The 17,820-nt window shown below is 36.6% G+C and carries 16 protein-coding genes; 3 read left to right on the forward strand and 13 right to left on the reverse strand.

From position 1 onward, the window contains the following. Positions 1–66: 66 nt before the first annotated feature. Together AC4BB5_RS13240 and AC4BB5_RS13245 are read right to left on the reverse strand one after the other, a co-directional pair. Positions 67–1,278 carry an NAD(P)/FAD-dependent oxidoreductase gene (locus tag AC4BB5_RS13240; protein ID WP_490456588.1) on the reverse strand — a complete coding sequence of 404 codons (1,212 nt, stop codon included), beginning with the start codon at positions 1,276–1,278 and terminating at the stop codon, positions 67–69. Between the two features lie 29 nt (positions 1,279–1,307). Continuing rightward, positions 1,308–2,213, reverse strand: coding sequence for a prenyltransferase (locus AC4BB5_RS13245; RefSeq protein WP_490456589.1), 906 nt, complete (start codon positions 2,211–2,213; stop codon positions 1,308–1,310). Positions 2,214–2,332: 119 nt separating this feature from the next. Between AC4BB5_RS13245 and AC4BB5_RS13250 the strand changes: the two genes are divergently transcribed. Then, complete coding sequence (locus AC4BB5_RS13250) at positions 2,333–3,313, forward strand: polyprenyl synthetase family protein (RefSeq protein ID WP_490456590.1); 981 nt, start codon at positions 2,333–2,335, stop codon at positions 3,311–3,313. Between the two features lie 94 nt (positions 3,314–3,407). Here AC4BB5_RS13250 and cydC read toward each other — a convergent pair whose 3' ends face one another. From cydC to AC4BB5_RS13285, 7 genes are all read right to left on the reverse strand, one after another. Continuing rightward, a complete protein-coding gene (gene cydC, locus AC4BB5_RS13255; protein WP_490456591.1) occupies positions 3,408–5,168 on the reverse strand; it encodes a thiol reductant ABC exporter subunit CydC in 1,761 nt (586 codons plus the stop codon). Further along, complete coding sequence (cydD, locus tag AC4BB5_RS13260; protein ID WP_490456592.1) at positions 5,168–6,898, reverse strand: thiol reductant ABC exporter subunit CydD; 1,731 nt, start codon at positions 6,896–6,898, stop codon at positions 5,168–5,170. The genes cydC and cydD overlap by 1 nt, the downstream gene beginning before the upstream one ends. After that, a complete protein-coding gene (gene cydB, locus AC4BB5_RS13265; protein ID WP_490456593.1) occupies positions 6,895–7,920 on the reverse strand; it encodes a cytochrome d ubiquinol oxidase subunit II in 1,026 nt (341 codons plus the stop codon). The genes cydD and cydB overlap by 4 nt, the downstream gene beginning before the upstream one ends. Next, complete coding sequence (locus AC4BB5_RS13270; RefSeq protein WP_490456594.1) at positions 7,917–9,332, reverse strand: cytochrome ubiquinol oxidase subunit I; 1,416 nt, start codon at positions 9,330–9,332, stop codon at positions 7,917–7,919. Before AC4BB5_RS13270 ends, cydB begins: the two co-directional genes overlap by 4 nt. A gap of 385 nt (positions 9,333–9,717) precedes the next feature. Further along, the gene (locus AC4BB5_RS13275; protein WP_490456595.1) at positions 9,718–10,017 is read right to left on the reverse strand and encodes a nucleoside triphosphate pyrophosphohydrolase family protein; all 300 of its coding nucleotides are present in this window, start codon (positions 10,015–10,017) and stop codon (positions 9,718–9,720) included. Positions 10,018–10,050: 33 nt separating this feature from the next. Continuing rightward, a complete protein-coding gene (locus AC4BB5_RS13280; RefSeq protein WP_490456596.1) occupies positions 10,051–10,527 on the reverse strand; it encodes a nucleoside deaminase in 477 nt (158 codons plus the stop codon). Positions 10,528–10,653: 126 nt separating this feature from the next. Beyond that, positions 10,654–12,735 carry a DNA topoisomerase III gene (locus AC4BB5_RS13285; RefSeq protein WP_490456597.1) on the reverse strand — a complete coding sequence of 694 codons (2,082 nt, stop codon included), beginning with the start codon at positions 12,733–12,735 and terminating at the stop codon, positions 10,654–10,656. Positions 12,736–12,924: 189 nt separating this feature from the next. On the opposite strand from AC4BB5_RS13285, the gene AC4BB5_RS13290 reads away from it, so the two are divergent. Then, a complete protein-coding gene (locus tag AC4BB5_RS13290; protein ID WP_490456598.1) occupies positions 12,925–13,638 on the forward strand; it encodes a DsbA family oxidoreductase in 714 nt (237 codons plus the stop codon). A 59-nt stretch (positions 13,639–13,697) separates the two neighbouring features. Here the strand turns inward: AC4BB5_RS13290 and AC4BB5_RS13295 are convergent, their stop codons facing one another. After that, positions 13,698–14,063 carry a DUF1033 family protein gene (locus AC4BB5_RS13295; RefSeq protein ID WP_490456599.1) on the reverse strand — a complete coding sequence of 122 codons (366 nt, stop codon included), beginning with the start codon at positions 14,061–14,063 and terminating at the stop codon, positions 13,698–13,700. 225 nt (positions 14,064–14,288) lie between these two features. Here AC4BB5_RS13295 and AC4BB5_RS13300 point away from each other — a divergent pair, with 225 nt between their 5' ends. After that, positions 14,289–14,681 (forward strand): hypothetical protein, encoded by a 393-nt coding sequence (locus tag AC4BB5_RS13300; protein WP_490456600.1) that lies wholly within the window; start codon positions 14,289–14,291, stop codon positions 14,679–14,681. Positions 14,682–14,704: 23 nt separating this feature from the next. Here AC4BB5_RS13300 and mnmA read toward each other — a convergent pair whose 3' ends face one another. The 3 genes from mnmA to AC4BB5_RS13315 all read right to left on the reverse strand — a co-directional run bounded on the left by mnmA (position 14,705) and on the right by AC4BB5_RS13315 (position 17,749). After that, entirely contained in the window at positions 14,705–15,829 is a 1,125-nt protein-coding gene (gene mnmA, locus AC4BB5_RS13305) for a tRNA 2-thiouridine(34) synthase MnmA (RefSeq protein WP_490456601.1), read from the reverse strand. Positions 15,830–16,179: 350 nt separating this feature from the next. Further along, positions 16,180–16,521: a DUF1831 domain-containing protein gene (locus AC4BB5_RS13310; protein ID WP_490456602.1), complete on the reverse strand. Its 342-nt coding sequence runs from the start codon at positions 16,519–16,521 to the stop codon at positions 16,180–16,182. An 82-nt stretch (positions 16,522–16,603) separates the two neighbouring features. Next, a complete protein-coding gene (locus AC4BB5_RS13315; protein WP_490456603.1) occupies positions 16,604–17,749 on the reverse strand; it encodes a cysteine desulfurase family protein in 1,146 nt (381 codons plus the stop codon). Positions 17,750–17,820 lie beyond the last annotated feature (71 nt).

Below are 17,820 nucleotides of genomic sequence, written 5' to 3' on the forward strand. Positions count from 1 at the left end.
GACTTTCTGTCATTTCAAAATAACTCTCTACTGTGAATCTATCATAGCTCTTGCTTGTATTAATTTTTAACGGTAAAAGTCAAAACGACCTTTTGCTAACATTTCTTTGATTCCACCTGTTTCAAATAATGAGCGATCCATGATCACTTTTTTAATAACAGAAGCTGGGTAGCCTTTAACTTCCATTTTTCCAACTTCACCAAAGGCATGACTGTTACCGATTGAAGCAACAGAACCTAATGATTTAAAGGTAAATTCTTTCGTTGATTCCCCTTTTAATTGCGCTTTGATATTTTTACCTGCATGCTCACCCATTTTAAGTGAAATTTGTGCAGTTGTTGGATAAGGGCGATTTGACTCTTTATCCATCACAGCAGAGCAGTCTCCAATAATATAAACATTACTGTGATCTGCATCTGTTAAATCAGGGTTAACCATCACACGTCCGCGTTTAGCTGCAAAACCAGAATCGCCAACAACGTGACTACCACTAACACCAGTTGTCCAAATAATTGTTTTAGCTTTCAATTCATTTAATTCATTCGTTTCTTGATTATCTAAATAAACAACTGTATCTTGTTTGATCTCTTTGATTGGTTTACCAACTAAGAAATTGACACCCCATTTTTTCAAATGATCAATACCGTAACTACCAAGTTTCTCACTAAACATTGGCAATAAACGAGTCACCGCTTCAACACAGTATAATTGGATTTTTTCAGGTTCAACACCTGCAATCGCAGCAAGTTTTTTCTTTCCTTCATGTAGCGAACCTAATAATTCAATTCCAGTAAAACCAGCTCCGCAAACAACGATTTTCAGACAATTTTCGTCTTTCGTTTCTTTATAGGCTTCCATCTGTTCTGTTAGATGTTGATAAACTTTTTCTGATGTCGGGATATCGACCATTTTTAATGAAAACTCTTCAACACCAGGTATGCCAAACGATTCTGACTCGTACCCTAATGCAACGATCAAATAATCATAAGAAATCGCTTCTTGATCTTTCAAATGAACCCGTTGGTTTTCACTATCGATTTTTTCCACTCTACCTTGTACAAAAGTCGTACATGCTGATTTTACAACATCTTTGATCGGATACGTGATTCTTTCCGATGTTTGGATGCCCGCTGCAACTTCATGGATATCTGTTGCTTCAAAGTGATAATCATTTTGATCGACCAATGTAATTTTCAACTCATTGTTGCCTCTTTGTAACTCATGGAGCGCTCTTAAACCGGCATAGCCAGCGCCCAAAATAACGACGTGCTTACTCATTTAAATCCCCTCTTAACCTTTTTATTTTATTATTTAAGCCACAATCCTATGGCAAAAAATACAACTTGTGCCAGTGCGCCCACTGCTAAAATTCTTATGGCGCAAATAAATGTTTTTGTCTTGACTTGTTCCTGTAAAAATAGCTTTGTTTGCTTCCAAATAAAGGGCACAATCAAAAGAGTCAAGAGCATCGTAATCGGTGTTAAACCTAAAAAAACACCCAAAATAACTGCTGTAAAGGCAGTCACGATCAATCCGACAAACAGAGCAATTGAGGTTTTCTTCCCTAAATAATGAACCAATGTAAAACGATGATTCTTCTCGTCTTCTTCTAAATCACAAATATTATTGGCCAACATTAAATTAGCGATCAGACAAGTATTAGGCAATGACACTAAAAAGATACTGCCCAGATTACTCATTGTCCACTGAAAAGAGTCAAACGTATTGATATAAACGCAGATTAGCATAATCATAAAACCCATCGTAAATCCAGAAAAAACTTCCCCCAAAGGCAAACTTGATAATGGTTTAGGTCCAGAAGAGTAAAAGATTCCAATTAAGTAACAGTATAAACCCATCCATAATAATGGCCAACCAACAATCGTAGCTAGACCAATGCCCATCAATGCGGAAATTGCCACCATCCAAATGATCCAACGACGAATCATTTTAAGTGATAAGTTTTCTCGCCCAATAATATTAGTTTTTTCTTTGTAATCATGCCCTTCTTTAGCATGATGGTAATCATTATAATTATCTAAAATATCAACAGCCATATTAAAAATAAACATCGCAATAAAATAAATAAGGACATAAAACAACTGTAATTTCCCATAATGATACCAACTAAAACAAATCCCTAAAAGAAAGGGTAAAACACTGGCTGTCTTAGCTTTTAGTTCGACTAATTCAAAAAAAATTTCTCTACTCAAATTATACTCTTCTCTCCTGACAATATTTAGTTTTATGCTCACAGAATAATTTGCTTGTATTTCTTTACCAATATCGTATACAATCAATAGTATTGAACTATTGAAAGGACTATTATGTTATGAATGATTTTTGGAAAGAATTTCCCATTATCCAACAACAATTAAATGAAACTTGTGAATTGATCCGACATCAAGTTAAAATACGAAACAAAGAAATTGAAGCCGCTTTGATCGAGCTCACGGATTCAGGTGGGAAATTACTACGCCCAGCATTCTTTTTTTTGTTTGCACAAATTGGTGATGAACAAAAACAAGACCCTAAACAACTAATCAAGATTGCCGCTTCAATTGAAATCTTGCATATGGCAACTCTTGTACATGATGATATCATTGATGATTCACCTCTTCGCAGAGGTAATATAACGATCCAATCTCGCTATGGTAAAGATATCGCTGTTTATACAGGTGACCTATTATTCACTGAATTTTTTGAATTACTCGCAGATACAATGAACGGCTCTGATTTCTTACATACAAATGCTCAAGCAATGAAACGATTATTACTTGGCGAATTAGATCAAATGCATACACGCTATAAAAAAGACATGACGGTTTCTGATTATCTCCGCAGCGTCAATGGAAAAACGGCTGAATTATTTTCTTTAAGCTGTCTTGAAGGAGCCCATTTTGGTTTTGCTTCTTCTGAGGCACAACGTTTAGCAAGACGCATTGGTCGGCACATCGGGATCGCTTTTCAAGTTTATGATGACATCCTAGATTATACAGCTGATGTAAAAACGTTGAAAAAACCTGTTTTAGAAGACTTAGCACAAGGCGTCTACACCTTGCCTTTGATCTTTGCGATGCAAAAAGCACCTGAACGTTTTTCTGTTTATCTAGAAAAAGGCGCTGATATTACAGCGGAACAAGCGATTGAAACTTCTCAACTTGTTCATGAATTAGACGGTGTCAATGATGCTAAAACTTTTGCTAAACGAGTAACTGAAAAAGCCTTAGTAGATATTGAAAAACTTCCGGATTGTTTAGGTAAAGAACAATTAACCTTATTGACAGAATTATTACTGCAACGATCCTTCTAACAATCAATTCAATTTTTAAAGCTTGAGGCAAAGTTCATGGAATTTTGCCTCAGCTTTTTTATTTTATTCAATACGTAATACTTTCGTCAAATAATCAAACCTTATTCATGCCTCGATCGATTGCATAGAGTTGTTGATAATGTAGATTGCTTGCTAATAACTCTTCTGGTGAGCCACTCATTTCCAACTGACCATCTTCAATAAAAATCACTCGATCCATCATATGGACTCCTTGTAAGTGGTGCGTGATCCAGATAATCGTTTTCTCTTCAAGTGTTTCAAAAAAGGTATCGAGTAGTTGCTGCTCCGTGATAGGATCAAGTCCTGTCGTTGGTTCATCCAGTAACACAATTGGCGTATCTTGAAGTAAAATACGTGCCAATGCCAAACGATGACGTTCGCCGCCAGAAAAACGCAATCCAGCTTCATCTACCATTGTCAACAAACCTTCTGGTAAACCTTCAATCATTTCTTTTAAACCAACTTTATCCAACACTTGCCAAACTTCTTCTTCAGATGCTTCTTCTCGCCCAATTCGAACATTATTTAGAATCGTTGTTCTAAACAGATAAGGTGCTTGATGGATCACACCGATTGAATTCGTGATTTGATCGCCAAATTCATAAGTTGGAATCCCGCCTAAAGTAATGATTCCTTCATCAGGACGCAAGTCACCACGAATCAGTGTTGCCAGTGTACTTTTACCCGAACCACTACGACCTAAAATTGCTAATTTTTCTTTTGGACGGATCGTCAGATTCAGCTCTTCCAAAACATGCTTAGATGTTCCTTCATAAGAAAATGATACATCACTAATATTGATTTGTGTATCTGTAATCGTTAATTTTTTCGACGTACCTTTTATTTCTTCTGGTTCTGGTAGATCATTTAACCGTTTGATAGAATCTTTGTAAATATTTGTTTCCTGTGCCGCATCAGGTAGCGGCGCAAAAGCATCGATTAATGGAAAAACTGTGAGAGTAAATGCAGCGATCCAGTTAGCTGCACCACCGTGATTCCCTGGGAAACGAACACTCGTCCATGCCAAAATCGCTACAGTAATAACACCAAAAGCTACTTGCAATACAAAATCACGGACACGATTAAACCGTTTGATTTGTTCATCCAATCGACGTAATTTTGCTTCTTCTTCTTCATATGAATGAACAAATTCTTGTCCACGTTGACTAAACACCCAATCAGAAACACCTAAAATATTATCTGTCAATGTTTTATATAATTCGTTTTTAGAAACTTTTTGCTTCTCTTGTCTGGCACCATTTACTAAAACTGAGAGCAATGGTAATAGGAATATCACGACACCTAGCATCAATAACATACATAAACCAAACCACCACGAAAACAAACCAAGTCCAATAATGATAAAGATGTATAGCAACCAAGCAATCACCGTTGGGAAAATCGTCCGCAGATACAAATTCTGCAAGTGATTGATATCTTCTGACAACAAGCCTAAAATATCGCCTGTTTGGTATTTTGATTTAAAGAAAATTGCATCTTTTTCTAAAACCATATAAAGTTTCAAACGTAAGTCTGATGTCATTTTCAAAACCCAGTTATGACTAACTAAACGCTCAATATATCGGAAAACTGGACGACTGATCCCAAACGCACGAGTTAAAACGATTGGGATATAGATCATCAAAATATTTTCAGGAAGCGACGCTGCTCGGCTAATTAAATAACCTGAGTTAAACATCAACGCTCCCGCACTGAAAAAAGTCAAAAAACCTAAAATCAACGCTAGATACAATAAGCCTTTATACTTTTTCAAGAATGGTTTGACCCATTGATCTTTTTCATATAATTCTTTATTTGTTGGGGTATTTTCCATTATTCTGTCCCCCTCATCTGATTCACTAATTTTACATAGTAACCATTTTTCTCGGTCAACTCGGCTAGGGTTCCAGCTTCAACTAGCCGGCCTTTATCCATCACTAGAATATAGTCCATTTCTGCCATCCAGTGTAATCTGTGAGTTGCAAAAAAGACAAGATGATCTTCCATCAACGGAAGCATTCTCTCTTTTAACTCTACTTCTGTTTCAATATCTAAGTGAGCAGTCGGTTCATCAAATAGCAAAATCCGACGGTCTTGATCTAAAAAGGCTCTAGCAAGCGCCACACGCTGTGCTTGTCCGCCGCTTAACATTCTCCCACTTTCACCAATCACTGTGTTTATACCGTCTCTTAGGCCCGCTATGAGCGTTTCTAATCCTACTAACTGAACAGCAGCCATTACTTGTTCATCTGTTGCTTCTGGCGTATAAAAACGAACATTATTTGCTAGGGTGTCTTGGAATATATACGGAGACTGCGGAATATAGAGTACTTGTTTTTGCCAATCTGTTTGTAAAAAGTGGGGGATTGATTGCCCATCAACTTCGATCTCTGTCATCTCAGTGTTTGGCTCTAAAAATCCGCTCAATACATTGATCAAGGTTGATTTTCCTGAACCACTAGCGCCAATGATCCCGATTTTTTGGTACCCTTTTGCTTTAAAATCCAATCCTTTTAATGCGGATTGCGTTGCTTCTTCATATTGGAATGTCAATTGTTCAGCAGATAATTCACTCAATGATGTCCAATCGCCTAAAGTAAGACGGTCCGTGTCAGACATTTCTGGTAAATCTAAAACGGCTTGGATTGCCTGAAATGAATTTTTGCCATCTAATGTCGCATGGTAGTCACTCGCAAAATCGCGAACTGGTAAGAAAAACTCGGGGGCCAAAATCAAGGTCGTCAACGCAGGAAATAGTAAAATCCCACCTTCTAACAAACTCAACCCCAAAAACACCGCTACGACAGCAACTGATAATGTTGTGAAAAAGTCTAATGCAAATGTGGATAAAATCGCAATTTTCAGCGTACTCATCGTTGCTTCTCTAAAACGTTCACTTGTGTTATAAATACTGCCCGCATACTTTTTACTCAATCCAAATAATTTCAATGTATCTAAGCCTCGTAAAGAGTCGATAAAGTGATTTGATAATATCTGAAATGCTTTATATTGTTTATCTGCTTTACTTTGAGCCGCATACCCTAAAATGATCATAAAAATAATAATCATGGGAAATACAACTAGTAAAACGATGCCAGAACGAATATCTAATGTAAAAACAAAAAGCAAAATGATCCATGGAATGATCATCATATTCATGATTTTCATCAAAATCAAGTGAAGATAATTTTCCGTTTGACTGATTCCTTCCAGTGCCATCGTGATCATATTGCCTGTTCCGTTTTTTTGAACCACAGTTGGTCCTAAGCGGAAAACTTTTTGTAACAAAGCCTCTCTTAATTCACGAGAACGATCATAACTAAAGCTATCTAACATTCTCTCACGAAGATACGTCACCACATGTCTGCCAATGTAAAACAAAAAGAACACCAAAATATTCAATAGCTGATCACGTAAATGACCACCTTCCCATAACCCAACAACGGCTTTAGATAAATAAAATGCTTGTCCTATAATAAATACTGCTTGCAGGAAAGAAAAACCTGCAAGCAAGATCATAATATTTTTGATTTTCGGCATTTTTAAGATGGCTTTATCGATCATCCTTCATACCCCGCAGCTGCAATAGCCGGATGTTTGATACGTTTTCTAAAGACATAATAAGACCAACCTGTATAGGCTAATACAAACGGTAAGATCGTTAACGATAACCATGTCATTGTTTTCAGTGTATAAGGAGAACTTGAAGCATCTTTGATCAAGATATCATAATAACCCTCACTACCGATCATCACACGTGGGAATAAACCACTGAATAGTAAAGCAACTAAAAGAATCAATGTCAACCCGCTAGCGATAAATGCCAACATTTCTTTTTTCTTAAAGACACTTACATTAGCAACCACTGTCAATGCAACGATCCCTACTACCAATAATAATGTTACTACGAAGTGATTATCAAAGAAATCAGTTTTAAAGTACAACAATGCGGCAAACACAACTAAGCCGACATATAAAACCCAATAGAAGAATGATGCATAATTACGTGCACGCTCTCTTACTGGACCTTCTGTTTTAAGCGTAATGTAGTTTAATCCATGCAAATAACACAATAATGTCAATGCCACTCCACCTACAACAGAAAATACGTTAATGTAATCTGTAAATGAAGCCATCATGTTGCCATCTTTATCAAGCGGCATTCCTTGTACCATGCTGATGAATAAGACACCAAAGAAAAATGGTACGATAAAGCTACCGATCGATAATGTCCAGTTCCACATTCTGCGACGTTTGCCATCTGGCATACGGTGACGGAATTCAAACGAAACACCACGAATGATCAAACCCACTAAAATAATAAACAAAATCAAGTAAAAACCACTAAACAATGAAGCATACCAGTATGGGAAAGAAGCAAACATCGCTCCACCCGCTGTTAATAACCATACTTCATTACCATCCCAAACCGGTCCAATCGTCTGGATGATTTGTTCTTTTTCTTCTTCATCATGAGCTAATGTTTGAACCGACATACCCACGCCAAAGTCAAAACCTTCTAAGAAGAAGAAGCCTGAGAATAAAATACCAATCAGTACAAACCAAAGTAATTGTAACGTACTCATTCGCCAAAGACCTCCTTATCAAATGGATCTACATCAGTAGAGTTCGCCTCTGCTAATTTCTTTTCCTCATAATCTGGTCCTTTTTTAAGTTCGACAGTAACTAAGTAAACCATCACTGACCCAAGACCCGCAAATAAAATAAAGTAAATAATATTCGATGTTAATAACGAAGCCACAGATACATTTGGAGACACGCTATCTTCAATTGTGAATAAACCGTAAACAGTCCAAGGATAACGGCCAAGCTCTGTGATCAACCAACCTGTTGTATTCGCTATAAATGGAGCAAATGTACATAACGCTACGATCCAAACCATCCAGCGTTTTTCATAAAGCGATGGTTTTTTCTTACGAGTAAAGAACAATCCTAATGCGGCTACTAATAACATTAATACGCCAAATCCAGCCATTATTCTAAAACTCCAGAATAAAGTATTTACTGGTGGGAAATAGTTTCTATCTCCATATTTTTCAATCAACTCTTTATTCGCTGTCTCCATTCCATCAACAGAACCAGAAAGGCTATTGTACGATAGAATACTTAATACGTATGGTATTTGAATACCAAAAACTTGTTTATGCTCTGCTTCATCAGCCCAAGCAATCAAAGTCCATGCAGCCGGATCACCAGAATCCTCATAAGAACCTTCCATTGCTGCAAATTTCATCGGTTGACCTTCGATTAAAGCTTTCATTTGTAAATCTCCAGCAAGTAACACGCCTAAAGATCCAAATAGCGCAACCCACAATCCAATACGCATAGAAACTTTATGGAAGCTAATATCACGTTTTTTCAAGATTTGGAACGCTGCTAGCCCAGCTACGATCATACCACCCATTACGATTGCACCCGCTAACACGTGAGTAAATTCGTACCATACTTTCGGATTGGCAATAACTGCACCAAAGTCGATCAACTCTGCACGACCATTGTTCAGCGTATAACCAACTGGATGTTGCATAAAGCTATTTGCTGCTAAGATCCAAAAAGCAGACATCATTGAACCAAATACGACCAACCAAATAAATGTTAAATGTAGTTTAGGACTTACTTTATCCCAAGTAAAAATCCACAAACCTAAGAACGTTGATTCTAAAAAGAATGCAAGTAAAGCCTCAATTGCCAGTGGAGCACCAAAAATATCTCCAACAAAGCGTGAATAATCTGACCAGTTCATCCCGAACTGGAATTCTTGAATAATTCCTGTTACGACTCCTACTGCAAAACTTAATAGAAAAATGTTGCCCCAAAATTTCGCCATTTTGCGATAACGTTCATCTTTTTTCACGACATACATCGTTTCCATGATTGCGACAACAAGTGCTAATCCTATTGAAAACGGTACGAAGAAGTAATGAAAGACTGTCGTCATGGCAAATTGGAATCTTGCTAATGTTACAATATCAAACATCAATAATCCCCCTTGTTTTTACTGTTTCCACAAAAAGAATAAGCTGATTTTATCCAAAATAATTATTCATTTGCACAGTTGGTTGGTGCTGCCAAAATGAATCAAAACCCAGAATAAAATAAACCTAAATACAATATGTGTGTGGAAACTCTTTTTATTAAATTTAGAATGATTCCAATTTAGAGTATACTCCTTTTATTGTAAATTACAAATGTTTCTCCCGTTTTTTCATCAAAATATTGCTTTGTTCTTGCGGAAAAATAAGAAAAGTTGATTTAAACGATGGATTACGAAAAAAATACTTTGACGAAAGTGTTTTCTTAACTTTCTCAACAACCACCTGTAACCATCATAAATTAGCACCTAGAGTATTAAGAGTAGTTCATTATTCTAACAATCCATTTTCCTTTGAGTATTCCATATATTTATAAACTTTCTCTATTTTATTTTGCTTCACTTTTTCTATTTTTTCTTGAGTAAATCCTTCAATAATTCCGTGTTTCTGTAATTCTTCGATCATCGCAGTCAGTTGGTAGAACTCTGTCAGCATTTGTTCTTCATTCGTTTCATCTGCTCTAGAAGGATGGTGATCATCAAAACCAAACCTGATTGCTTTTGACAAAGCTTGTTGGATTTCCGCACATTCTTCCATCGCAACTAAAGCTAAATATTCATTTTTCCTCATCTTTATATCTCTTCCATTTCTTATTCTTACTTATTATTTTTGAAAATAATCGACATAAACAGGAACTGCTGCTTCTTTTAATACCCCCTTAGCAACCTCTGGTCTATTCGGACTTTTTGAAAAAATCTCTTCACTACCGATCATAATGTTAAAACCAGCAATTTCAGCTAACTCATCATGTCCTAAACTATAAACCATTCTCCCCAAACTACTCCAAACCATTGCTCCTGCACACATACAGCATGGTTCACAACTCGTATAAAGTGTATATTCAGATAAATCTGTTATCTTTTGACTTGAGCAAAAATCACGAATGATGCCTAATTCGGCATGATAGGTTGGATCACTTTCTGTATGAATCTGATTTTCTCCAGTTAAAACAACTTTATTGTCTTTTACGAGTAATGCGCCAAATGGTTCATTTCCTTTTTTAGCAGCTTCTTTAGCGAGTTCTAGCGCTTGCTTCATGAACTTTTCATCTAATTGTTCTTGTACATTGTTGACAACCATATGTTTTCCACTCTTCTCTATTTAGTATTTGTTTAAATTATAGCATGAAATCAAACGGTTTCATGATAGATTACATAAAAACACCAATCATCACGTTGCTTGATGACTAGTGTTCATGTTTAAAAATTAATCTTGTTTCATTGCAGCTTTAAGCGCTTGTGCCAAGGCACTTTCTTCTGGTTCTTCTTTTTGTGAATATTTCTTCATCAACTTACGCTCTTCATGTTTGGTAAGTTTCTTGTTGCGCTCTTTTTTATCTTGCATTTTTTCAGTGATCGAGCAGTATTTACATTTGAAATATGCCCCATTCTTTCCATCAATGATTTCCATTTTACGGTGGCATTGTGAACAACGGTGATTGGAAACTTTTGGATCTTTTCTACGGCGATAGCTGCAATCTTGGTTGGAACAAACATAGATTTTACCGTCTTTGGTATTTTTCTCTCGTAAATTTGAGCCACATTCTGGGCATTTTTTTTGTGTGATGGAAAAATCTTGGTATTTGCTTTCGCTTTGTTTGATTTCGTTGACTAATTTTTTAGTGTCTTGTTCGATTTCTTTTAGGAAAACGGTACTACTTTGTTTCCCTTTCGCGATAGCTTCTAATGTTTTTTCCCATTTTTCTGTTAGTTCTGGCGTTACTAAAGAGGGATTGACCAATTCAAGCAATTGCTTGCCCTTTGGTGAAACACTTAAGCCATTTGTTGTGCGTTCCATCAATTCTGATTTAATTAGCTTTTCAATGATTTCAGCGCGTGTTGCTGGCGTTCCTAAGCTATGTTTTTCCATTAAACCTAGCAGTGTTCCTTCGGTCAACGGTTTTGGTGGTGCTGTTAGCTCTTTATTGATAGTGAAATTTGGTGGTAGGATCATCCCTAATTTCCAGTCAACGCTTGGCGTCACTTCTTCTTTTTCTTGTTTCCATCCTGCAACTTCCACTTTGCTTTGACGGAAAATAAATTGTTCTTTGCCAAAATTCACGGTTACTTTTGTTTGTTTTGTACGATGAGGTTCAGCAAACATTCCCAAGAAACGAGTAACGATCATGTTGTAGATTTTTTGTTCATCCCCACTTAACTTCTCATAACGTGGACGTTGTTCAGTTGGGATCAAGGCATGGTGATCTGTTACTTTCTCGTTTTGGAAAACTTTTGTCAACTTGACTTGTCCTCCCTCTTTGATATAGGTTTTAACTTCTGGCGCAAAATCGCTGACAGCTTGTAAACGTTCTTTCATCGTTGCTTTCATATCTGTCGTTAAATATTTACTATCCGTTCTTGGATAGGTCACGATTTTATGGAATTCATAGAGACTTTGAACCAATGATAAGGTTTTCTTTGCTGAAAATTGATAGCGTTGGTTGGCTTCTCTTTGGATTTCAGTTAAATCATATGGGAGTGGCGCTTGTTCTGTTTTTGATTTTTCTTGAATATCAGTTACTTTCCCCTTACCCTCACTTAGTTTTTTTACGAAAACTTCTACATCATTTCGTTCTTTAAATGCATAGGGATTACTTTGAACCAGCTTCGCTTTTTCTTTTTGAACTTGTAATTCTACTGAAAAATACGTTTGTGGTCTAAAGCTTTCAATTTTCTTTTCTTGTTGACGAACGAGTGATAGTGTTGGCGTTTGTACCCGTCCAGCCGATAAGCTGTCTTGATATTTCACAGTCAACGCTCTAGTGACGTTCAAACCGACTAGCCAGTCTGCCTTTGCACGAGCCAAAGCTGAATAATATAAGTTGTCATATTCTTTAGCAGGTCTTAATTTTTTAAAACCGTCTTTAATGGCTTTATCTGTTTGAGAGGAGATCCAAAGACGCTTAACTGGCTTGTTAAAATGGACATATTCTAAAATCCAACGAGCAACTAGCTCCCCTTCACGTCCCGCATCGGTTGCAATGACCGCTTCTGTAACATCTTTTCTATTCGCTAATTGTTTGATGGCTTTTAATTGGTGCCCAGTTTTTGGCAATGGTTTGATTCCTAGATTTTTTGGCACCATCGGTAGAGTCTCCATTTGCCAAGACTGCCATTCTTTATTGATATCCTCTGGCATTTTTAAGCCTAACAGATGTCCTAAGGCCCAAGTTACAATTACATTTGGACCTTCGTAGTAGCTTTTATTTTTTTGATTTGCCCCTAGTACTTTACTTAAATCTTTTGCAACACTAGGTTTTTCGGCAATAATTAGTTGTTTGTTTGCCATTCGTTTCACTCACTTTCTGCATTTCATATGTAAATTGAATTATTCGTTAAAATGTCAATATGTTGATTTTACCACACTCGGCTTGTTCTTTTCGCCTCTTATTTAAGCTTTTTAATTGAAATGTAAATAGAAGAACTATATACTTACTAATTGTAAGTATATAAAAATAATGATTATCAAGGAGATACTATGATCACAATTGAATTTTTTCACGATGTTATTTGCAGTTTTTGCTTTCCAATGTCATACAGAATGAGACAAGTTCAAAAAGAAATACCTGAAATAAAGATCATTCACCGCTCTTTTGCCTTGGCTAGAGATGAAAAAGATCATGAGCAGATGTTTGGTTCTAGGGAGAATGCTAAAAATGAAATCCTTTCTCATTGGGTTCATGCCAATCAAAATGATGACCTTCATCGATTTAACATCGAAGGAATGAAAGAAGCGGATTTCCTTTTCCCAACTTCTATGAATGGTTTATTAGCTGCAAAAGCGGCAGGAGTCGTGGGCGGAGAAACTGCTTATTGGGATATCTTTGATGCTTTGCAAGAAGGATTATTCGTCGATAGTCAAAACATTGATGACTCGATCGTGATTGAATCGATCGTCAAAAATAGCTCGATTGATTTTGAAAAATGGCAGCAAGCTTTTGCCGACCCGAAAACTTTATCCTTAGTTGAAGATGATTTTCGTTTAGCAAATGCCTATCAACTTACAGGAGTTCCGGCATTGATCGTTAACGGAAAATATCTGATCAATGGTGCACAGCCAATGGATCAAATCATCCAAGCAATTCAAACGATCAAGGAAAAAGAAGCACCGGTTATTGAAATTATCGAAAATGACAATACAGAAAATGGCTCTTGTAATATGGAAGATGGAAAATGGGTTTGCAGAGATTAATTAAGAAAACGAAAATATAGAGAGTAAGATACTAAGGTAGTATCTTACTCTCTATATTTCTAAACTAAACTTGATTTACAACATTTTGGCTTCGCACAATCATTGTGACGTTCATGAAAATCATCGCTACTTTCAAACGTAACAGCTTGCAGATCTTTCAACAAAGCTAACCCTTTATATTGCTGTAGATCTTCATCACATTCTTCACACCAGCGCTCATCACCAGCATTCCAAAACGCTGCTAAATAATTAACTTTTGTATTTATGTACCCATATGTTGAAGAAAGTTCTTGCCATTGTTTTATGTAGTAACGTTCTGCATCTTCTAAAGAGTCAAATGTTCTATTTTCTTCGATATCTTCCTGCCAGTCCTCAAAAAACCACCAAGGCTCATTATCGCCATACATGGTAACCACTTGGTACATTGATCGATCACTCCAATTCTTTCTACAAGTGCTATTCTAGTCACTTAGAGTGAAACTTTCAACTTAAGTGCTTGTGAAATAGTTTTTTGTTTAAACGTTCATTATTTAATTTTACCAAAAATTGGAATAGACGTAAGAATAAACTTGTTTTTTCGCCCTCTATCATTGCGAATGGAAGCCCCTTTTGCTAAAATATGGAAAGAATAGAAAGGAACGTTTCTGATTATGAAAAAACCGGTATTTTGGAACTCTATTGCTATTTATTTATTATTATATAATAATATTTTGCTTATCATATCATTGATCATGGCTTTAAAAGTTATGGTTGATGGACACGGAAGCTTTGGATCAGATGTTTGGTATCAGATAGTTGTTTTTCTTATTTATATTATTGAGATTGCTGTATTGATTATTGGGGGGAAAAAAGGGTATATTTTCTCCATACTCTTCATTCCATTTATTTTTTTAATGTACTTTTACCCGCCTATGATGGTCAGTATGTTTCCCAAAATGATTATGTTGGCATTTCGTGTTGTTGAATTCGTTTCAATGGTTTATCTCATTATTTCACCAGAATCAAGAAACTATTTTCGCAATTATAATCAAAAAAGCGAGTAGGAAAAATTCCTACTCGTTTTTGATTAGATATATTGCAATACTTTTTCTTCTTGATACGCTTGATCGATCAAGCCCCCACCAAGACATTCCATCCCATCATAAAATACGACTGCTTGTCCTGGAGTGATTGCACGAACAGGTTCAGAAAAAATCACTTTAGCTGTCGTTCCGTCACCAGTTAATACAACTTTAACAGGTATATCATCTTGACGATAACGGAATTTAGCCGTACATTCAAATTCCCTTGGCATTTCTGTATCAACGGTAAAATGAATGTCACTAGCATCTAAATGCGTTGCATATAATTGTTCATGATGAAACCCTTGTCCAACATACAATGTATTCGTTGCTAGGTCTTTCCCCACTACAAACCAAGGTTCTTGTGAGCCTTTGCCACCGCCAATCCCTAAGCCTTGACGTTGACCAATCGTATAATACATCAACCCATCATGTTGTCCCTTGATTTCCCCATCTAAAGTAACCATATTCCCTTTGTTAGCAGGTAAATAGGTACTTAAAAATTGTTTGAAGTTCTTTTCTCCAATAAAACAAATACCTGTTGAATCTTTTTTCTTCGCCGTTGCTAAATCAGCGCGCTCTGCTATTGCTCGAACCTCTGATTTTTCCATGCCGCCTAAAGGAAACATCGTTTTAGCTAATTGAGCTTGTGATAATTGACTCAAAAAATAGGTTTGGTCTTTATTATTATCCACACCACGTAACATACGTACGGTGCCGTCTTCTTTTCGTTCTACTTGAGCATAATGTCCAGTTGCGACATAATCTGCACCTAGTTGCATTGCGTATTCCAAAAAGGCTTTGAATTTGATTTCTTTATTACACATCACATCAGGATTTGGCGTCCGTCCCAAGCGGTATTCTTTAAGGAAATACTCAAATACGCGATCCCAATATTCCTTCTCAAAGTTTACAGAATAATAAGGTATACCAATTTGGTCGGCAACTTTTGCTACATCTTTGTAGTCTTCGGTGGCAGTACACACACCATTTTCATCCGTGTCATCCCAATTTTTCATAAAGATTCCCACGACATCGTAGCCTTGCTCTTTTAAAAGCAGTGCTGTAACAGAAGAATCTACACCTCCGCTCATGCCAACAACGACACGAGTTTTGCTGTTATCTGTCATTTGATCACCATCATTTCAATTTAGATTCTGAATGCATCTACGATTTGAAGGTCGTAACTTTTCAGTGATACTTATTATACTAGTATTTTAGAAGATGTAAAGGTATTAAGAGTATGCAGCGTACTTCTTCACATTTTTTTTCATTTTGAAAGTAAAAAAAATGTGAGTGGGACATAACTCTTCGAGTCATATCCCACTCACATGGAAACCGAATAAACGGTGGGAGCAGAAGCAATCCCTTCGGAAATAAGCTGAAATTCACAAAAATTTAAAGAGCAATTTTCGTGAATTCCTTCTTATTTCTCGGGATTAAACACTCCTGTCCCATCCTCATTCTCAGAATTTAAAAATCAAGCTTTCTCAAAAACCCCACGACTGATCATACCATCCATCAAGAAATAAAACTTCTCTTGACTCATTGCATGAGAATCGCTTTTGAAAATATTCATTGATTTTAAACCGTTAGCTGTTGTAACAGACATTTTCAATGTTTTCAAATCTTCAGCAATCGTGATTTTTAATTTAAAACCTTCTTTACTTTGGGGTGTTGCATCCAATGGACGGATCAACTGGAAATTGCCTGAATTTGTTTCAGTGAAGCCATTATCTTTCAATGTGTATTTTTTTGCTTGTTCATTTACTTTATAAAATACCGCACAACCTTCTACTGTTGCTTTTTCTTTAAATGCCATTTTTCCACCTCTTTATTTATTGTCTCTTTTATTATAGTTGGTACGCTTTCTTTTTGCTAGTTCTAATCCAACTTTTCTTCAATTACTGTTTTATTTTTTTGATTATGTCAATCATTATAGCCGTTAACCGTTGGATTTGAGCTTTATCGTTTCCTAACCCAAAGCTGATTCGCACAGATTCTTCGATGGCTGGGTCATTTTCCCCATACATCGCTTGTAAAACATGAGAAGGGTCTACTGTTCCTGCCGTACAAGCTGAACCTGTTGATATCGCCACACCTTGCAAATCTAAGTGCATCAACAATAAATCACTGGCCACCCCTTTAAATTGTAAGTTTAAAATATGAGCTAACTTGTTTTCAGGATTGCCATTGATCCGATAATCGATCTGGGCCTTATCTAATTCGTTCAAAATAATTCGTTCAAATTCAATATATTTTTCATGCCGCTTTTCTTTTTCAGCGTCTGTCAAAAGCGAAACTGCTTTGCCCATTCCGGCTATACCAGCTAAATTTTCTGTTCCTGCGCGGCGCTTTTCTTCCTGTTCCCCACCATGTAAAAATGACGGCAAAGAAATTGCATCGTTTTTAAATAAGAAGCCTACACCTTTTGGTCCATTGATTTTATGAGCAGAAATACTCAATAAATCAATGCCCATTTCATGAGGCGAAATTCTTTCAGAACCATATGCTTGGACAGCATCTGTATGAAAAATTGCTGGATGTTCTTTTAGTAATTCTCCGATTTCTTTGATTGGCATCAAATTACCGATTTCATTATTGCCATACATCACAGAAACCAGCATTGTATCATCCCGCAAAGCAGCTTCAAAATCTGTGATAGCCAGATTGCCATCTGTGTCGACAGGTAAATATGTCACTTCAAATCCCAATTCTTCCAAATACTTCATGGTTTCTAAAACAGCTGGATGCTCAATCGCCGTTGTAATCAGATGCATTCCCTGATCTTTTCTAGAAAGTGCCGTTTCAATGATTGCGGTGTTATCCCCTTCTGTTCCACCGCTATTAAAGATAATTTCGTGCGGTTTCACTTCAAGACTTGCCGCAATAACTTGGCGGATATCTTCTAGCTTACGATGTGCTTGTCTGCCAAATGTATGGATGCTAGACGGATTGCCAAATGTATTGGTCATTTCACTGGCCATTATCTCAATAACTGCTGGATGTGCAGGCGTTGTTGCTGCATGATCTAAATAAATGGGTTCCACTGAACTCGTCCTTTCTGAATCCTTTTTAATGGGATTAGTTTAACATAACTGAAAATGTTCCTCAAAGAATG

The sequence above is a fragment of the Enterococcus sp. AMC1252 genome, assembly GCF_058216515.1.

What these genes read in the sequence shown, in the direction of transcription:
- AC4BB5_RS13300 (WP_490456600.1), top strand. Translation starts at nt 14,289, where the DNA reads ATGAAAAAACCGGTATTTTGGAACTCTATTGCTATTTATTTATTATTA.
- cydC (WP_490456591.1), bottom strand. Translation starts at nt 5,168, where the DNA reads ATGGAAAATACCCCAACAAATAAAGAATTATATGAAAAAGATCAATGG.
- mnmA (WP_490456601.1), bottom strand. Translation starts at nt 15,829, where the DNA reads ATGACAGATAACAGCAAAACTCGTGTCGTTGTTGGCATGAGCGGAGGT.
- AC4BB5_RS13310 (WP_490456602.1), bottom strand. Translation starts at nt 16,521, where the DNA reads ATGGCATTTAAAGAAAAAGCAACAGTAGAAGGTTGTGCGGTATTTTAT.
- AC4BB5_RS13275 (WP_490456595.1), bottom strand. Translation starts at nt 10,017, where the DNA reads ATGAGGAAAAATGAATATTTAGCTTTAGTTGCGATGGAAGAATGTGCG.
- AC4BB5_RS13285 (WP_490456597.1), bottom strand. Translation starts at nt 12,735, where the DNA reads ATGGCAAACAAACAACTAATTATTGCCGAAAAACCTAGTGTTGCAAAA.
- AC4BB5_RS13290 (WP_490456598.1), top strand. Translation starts at nt 12,925, where the DNA reads ATGATCACAATTGAATTTTTTCACGATGTTATTTGCAGTTTTTGCTTT.
- AC4BB5_RS13280 (WP_490456596.1), bottom strand. Translation starts at nt 10,527, where the DNA reads ATGGTTGTCAACAATGTACAAGAACAATTAGATGAAAAGTTCATGAAG.
- AC4BB5_RS13270 (WP_490456594.1), bottom strand. Translation starts at nt 9,332, where the DNA reads ATGTTTGATATTGTAACATTAGCAAGATTCCAATTTGCCATGACGACA.
- AC4BB5_RS13295 (WP_490456599.1), bottom strand. Translation starts at nt 14,063, where the DNA reads ATGTACCAAGTGGTTACCATGTATGGCGATAATGAGCCTTGGTGGTTT.
- cydD (WP_490456592.1), bottom strand. Translation starts at nt 6,898, where the DNA reads ATGATCGATAAAGCCATCTTAAAAATGCCGAAAATCAAAAATATTATG.
- AC4BB5_RS13240 (WP_490456588.1), bottom strand. Translation starts at nt 1,278, where the DNA reads ATGAGTAAGCACGTCGTTATTTTGGGCGCTGGCTATGCCGGTTTAAGA.
- AC4BB5_RS13250 (WP_490456590.1), top strand. Translation starts at nt 2,333, where the DNA reads ATGAATGATTTTTGGAAAGAATTTCCCATTATCCAACAACAATTAAAT.
- cydB (WP_490456593.1), bottom strand. Translation starts at nt 7,920, where the DNA reads ATGAGTACGTTACAATTACTTTGGTTTGTACTGATTGGTATTTTATTC.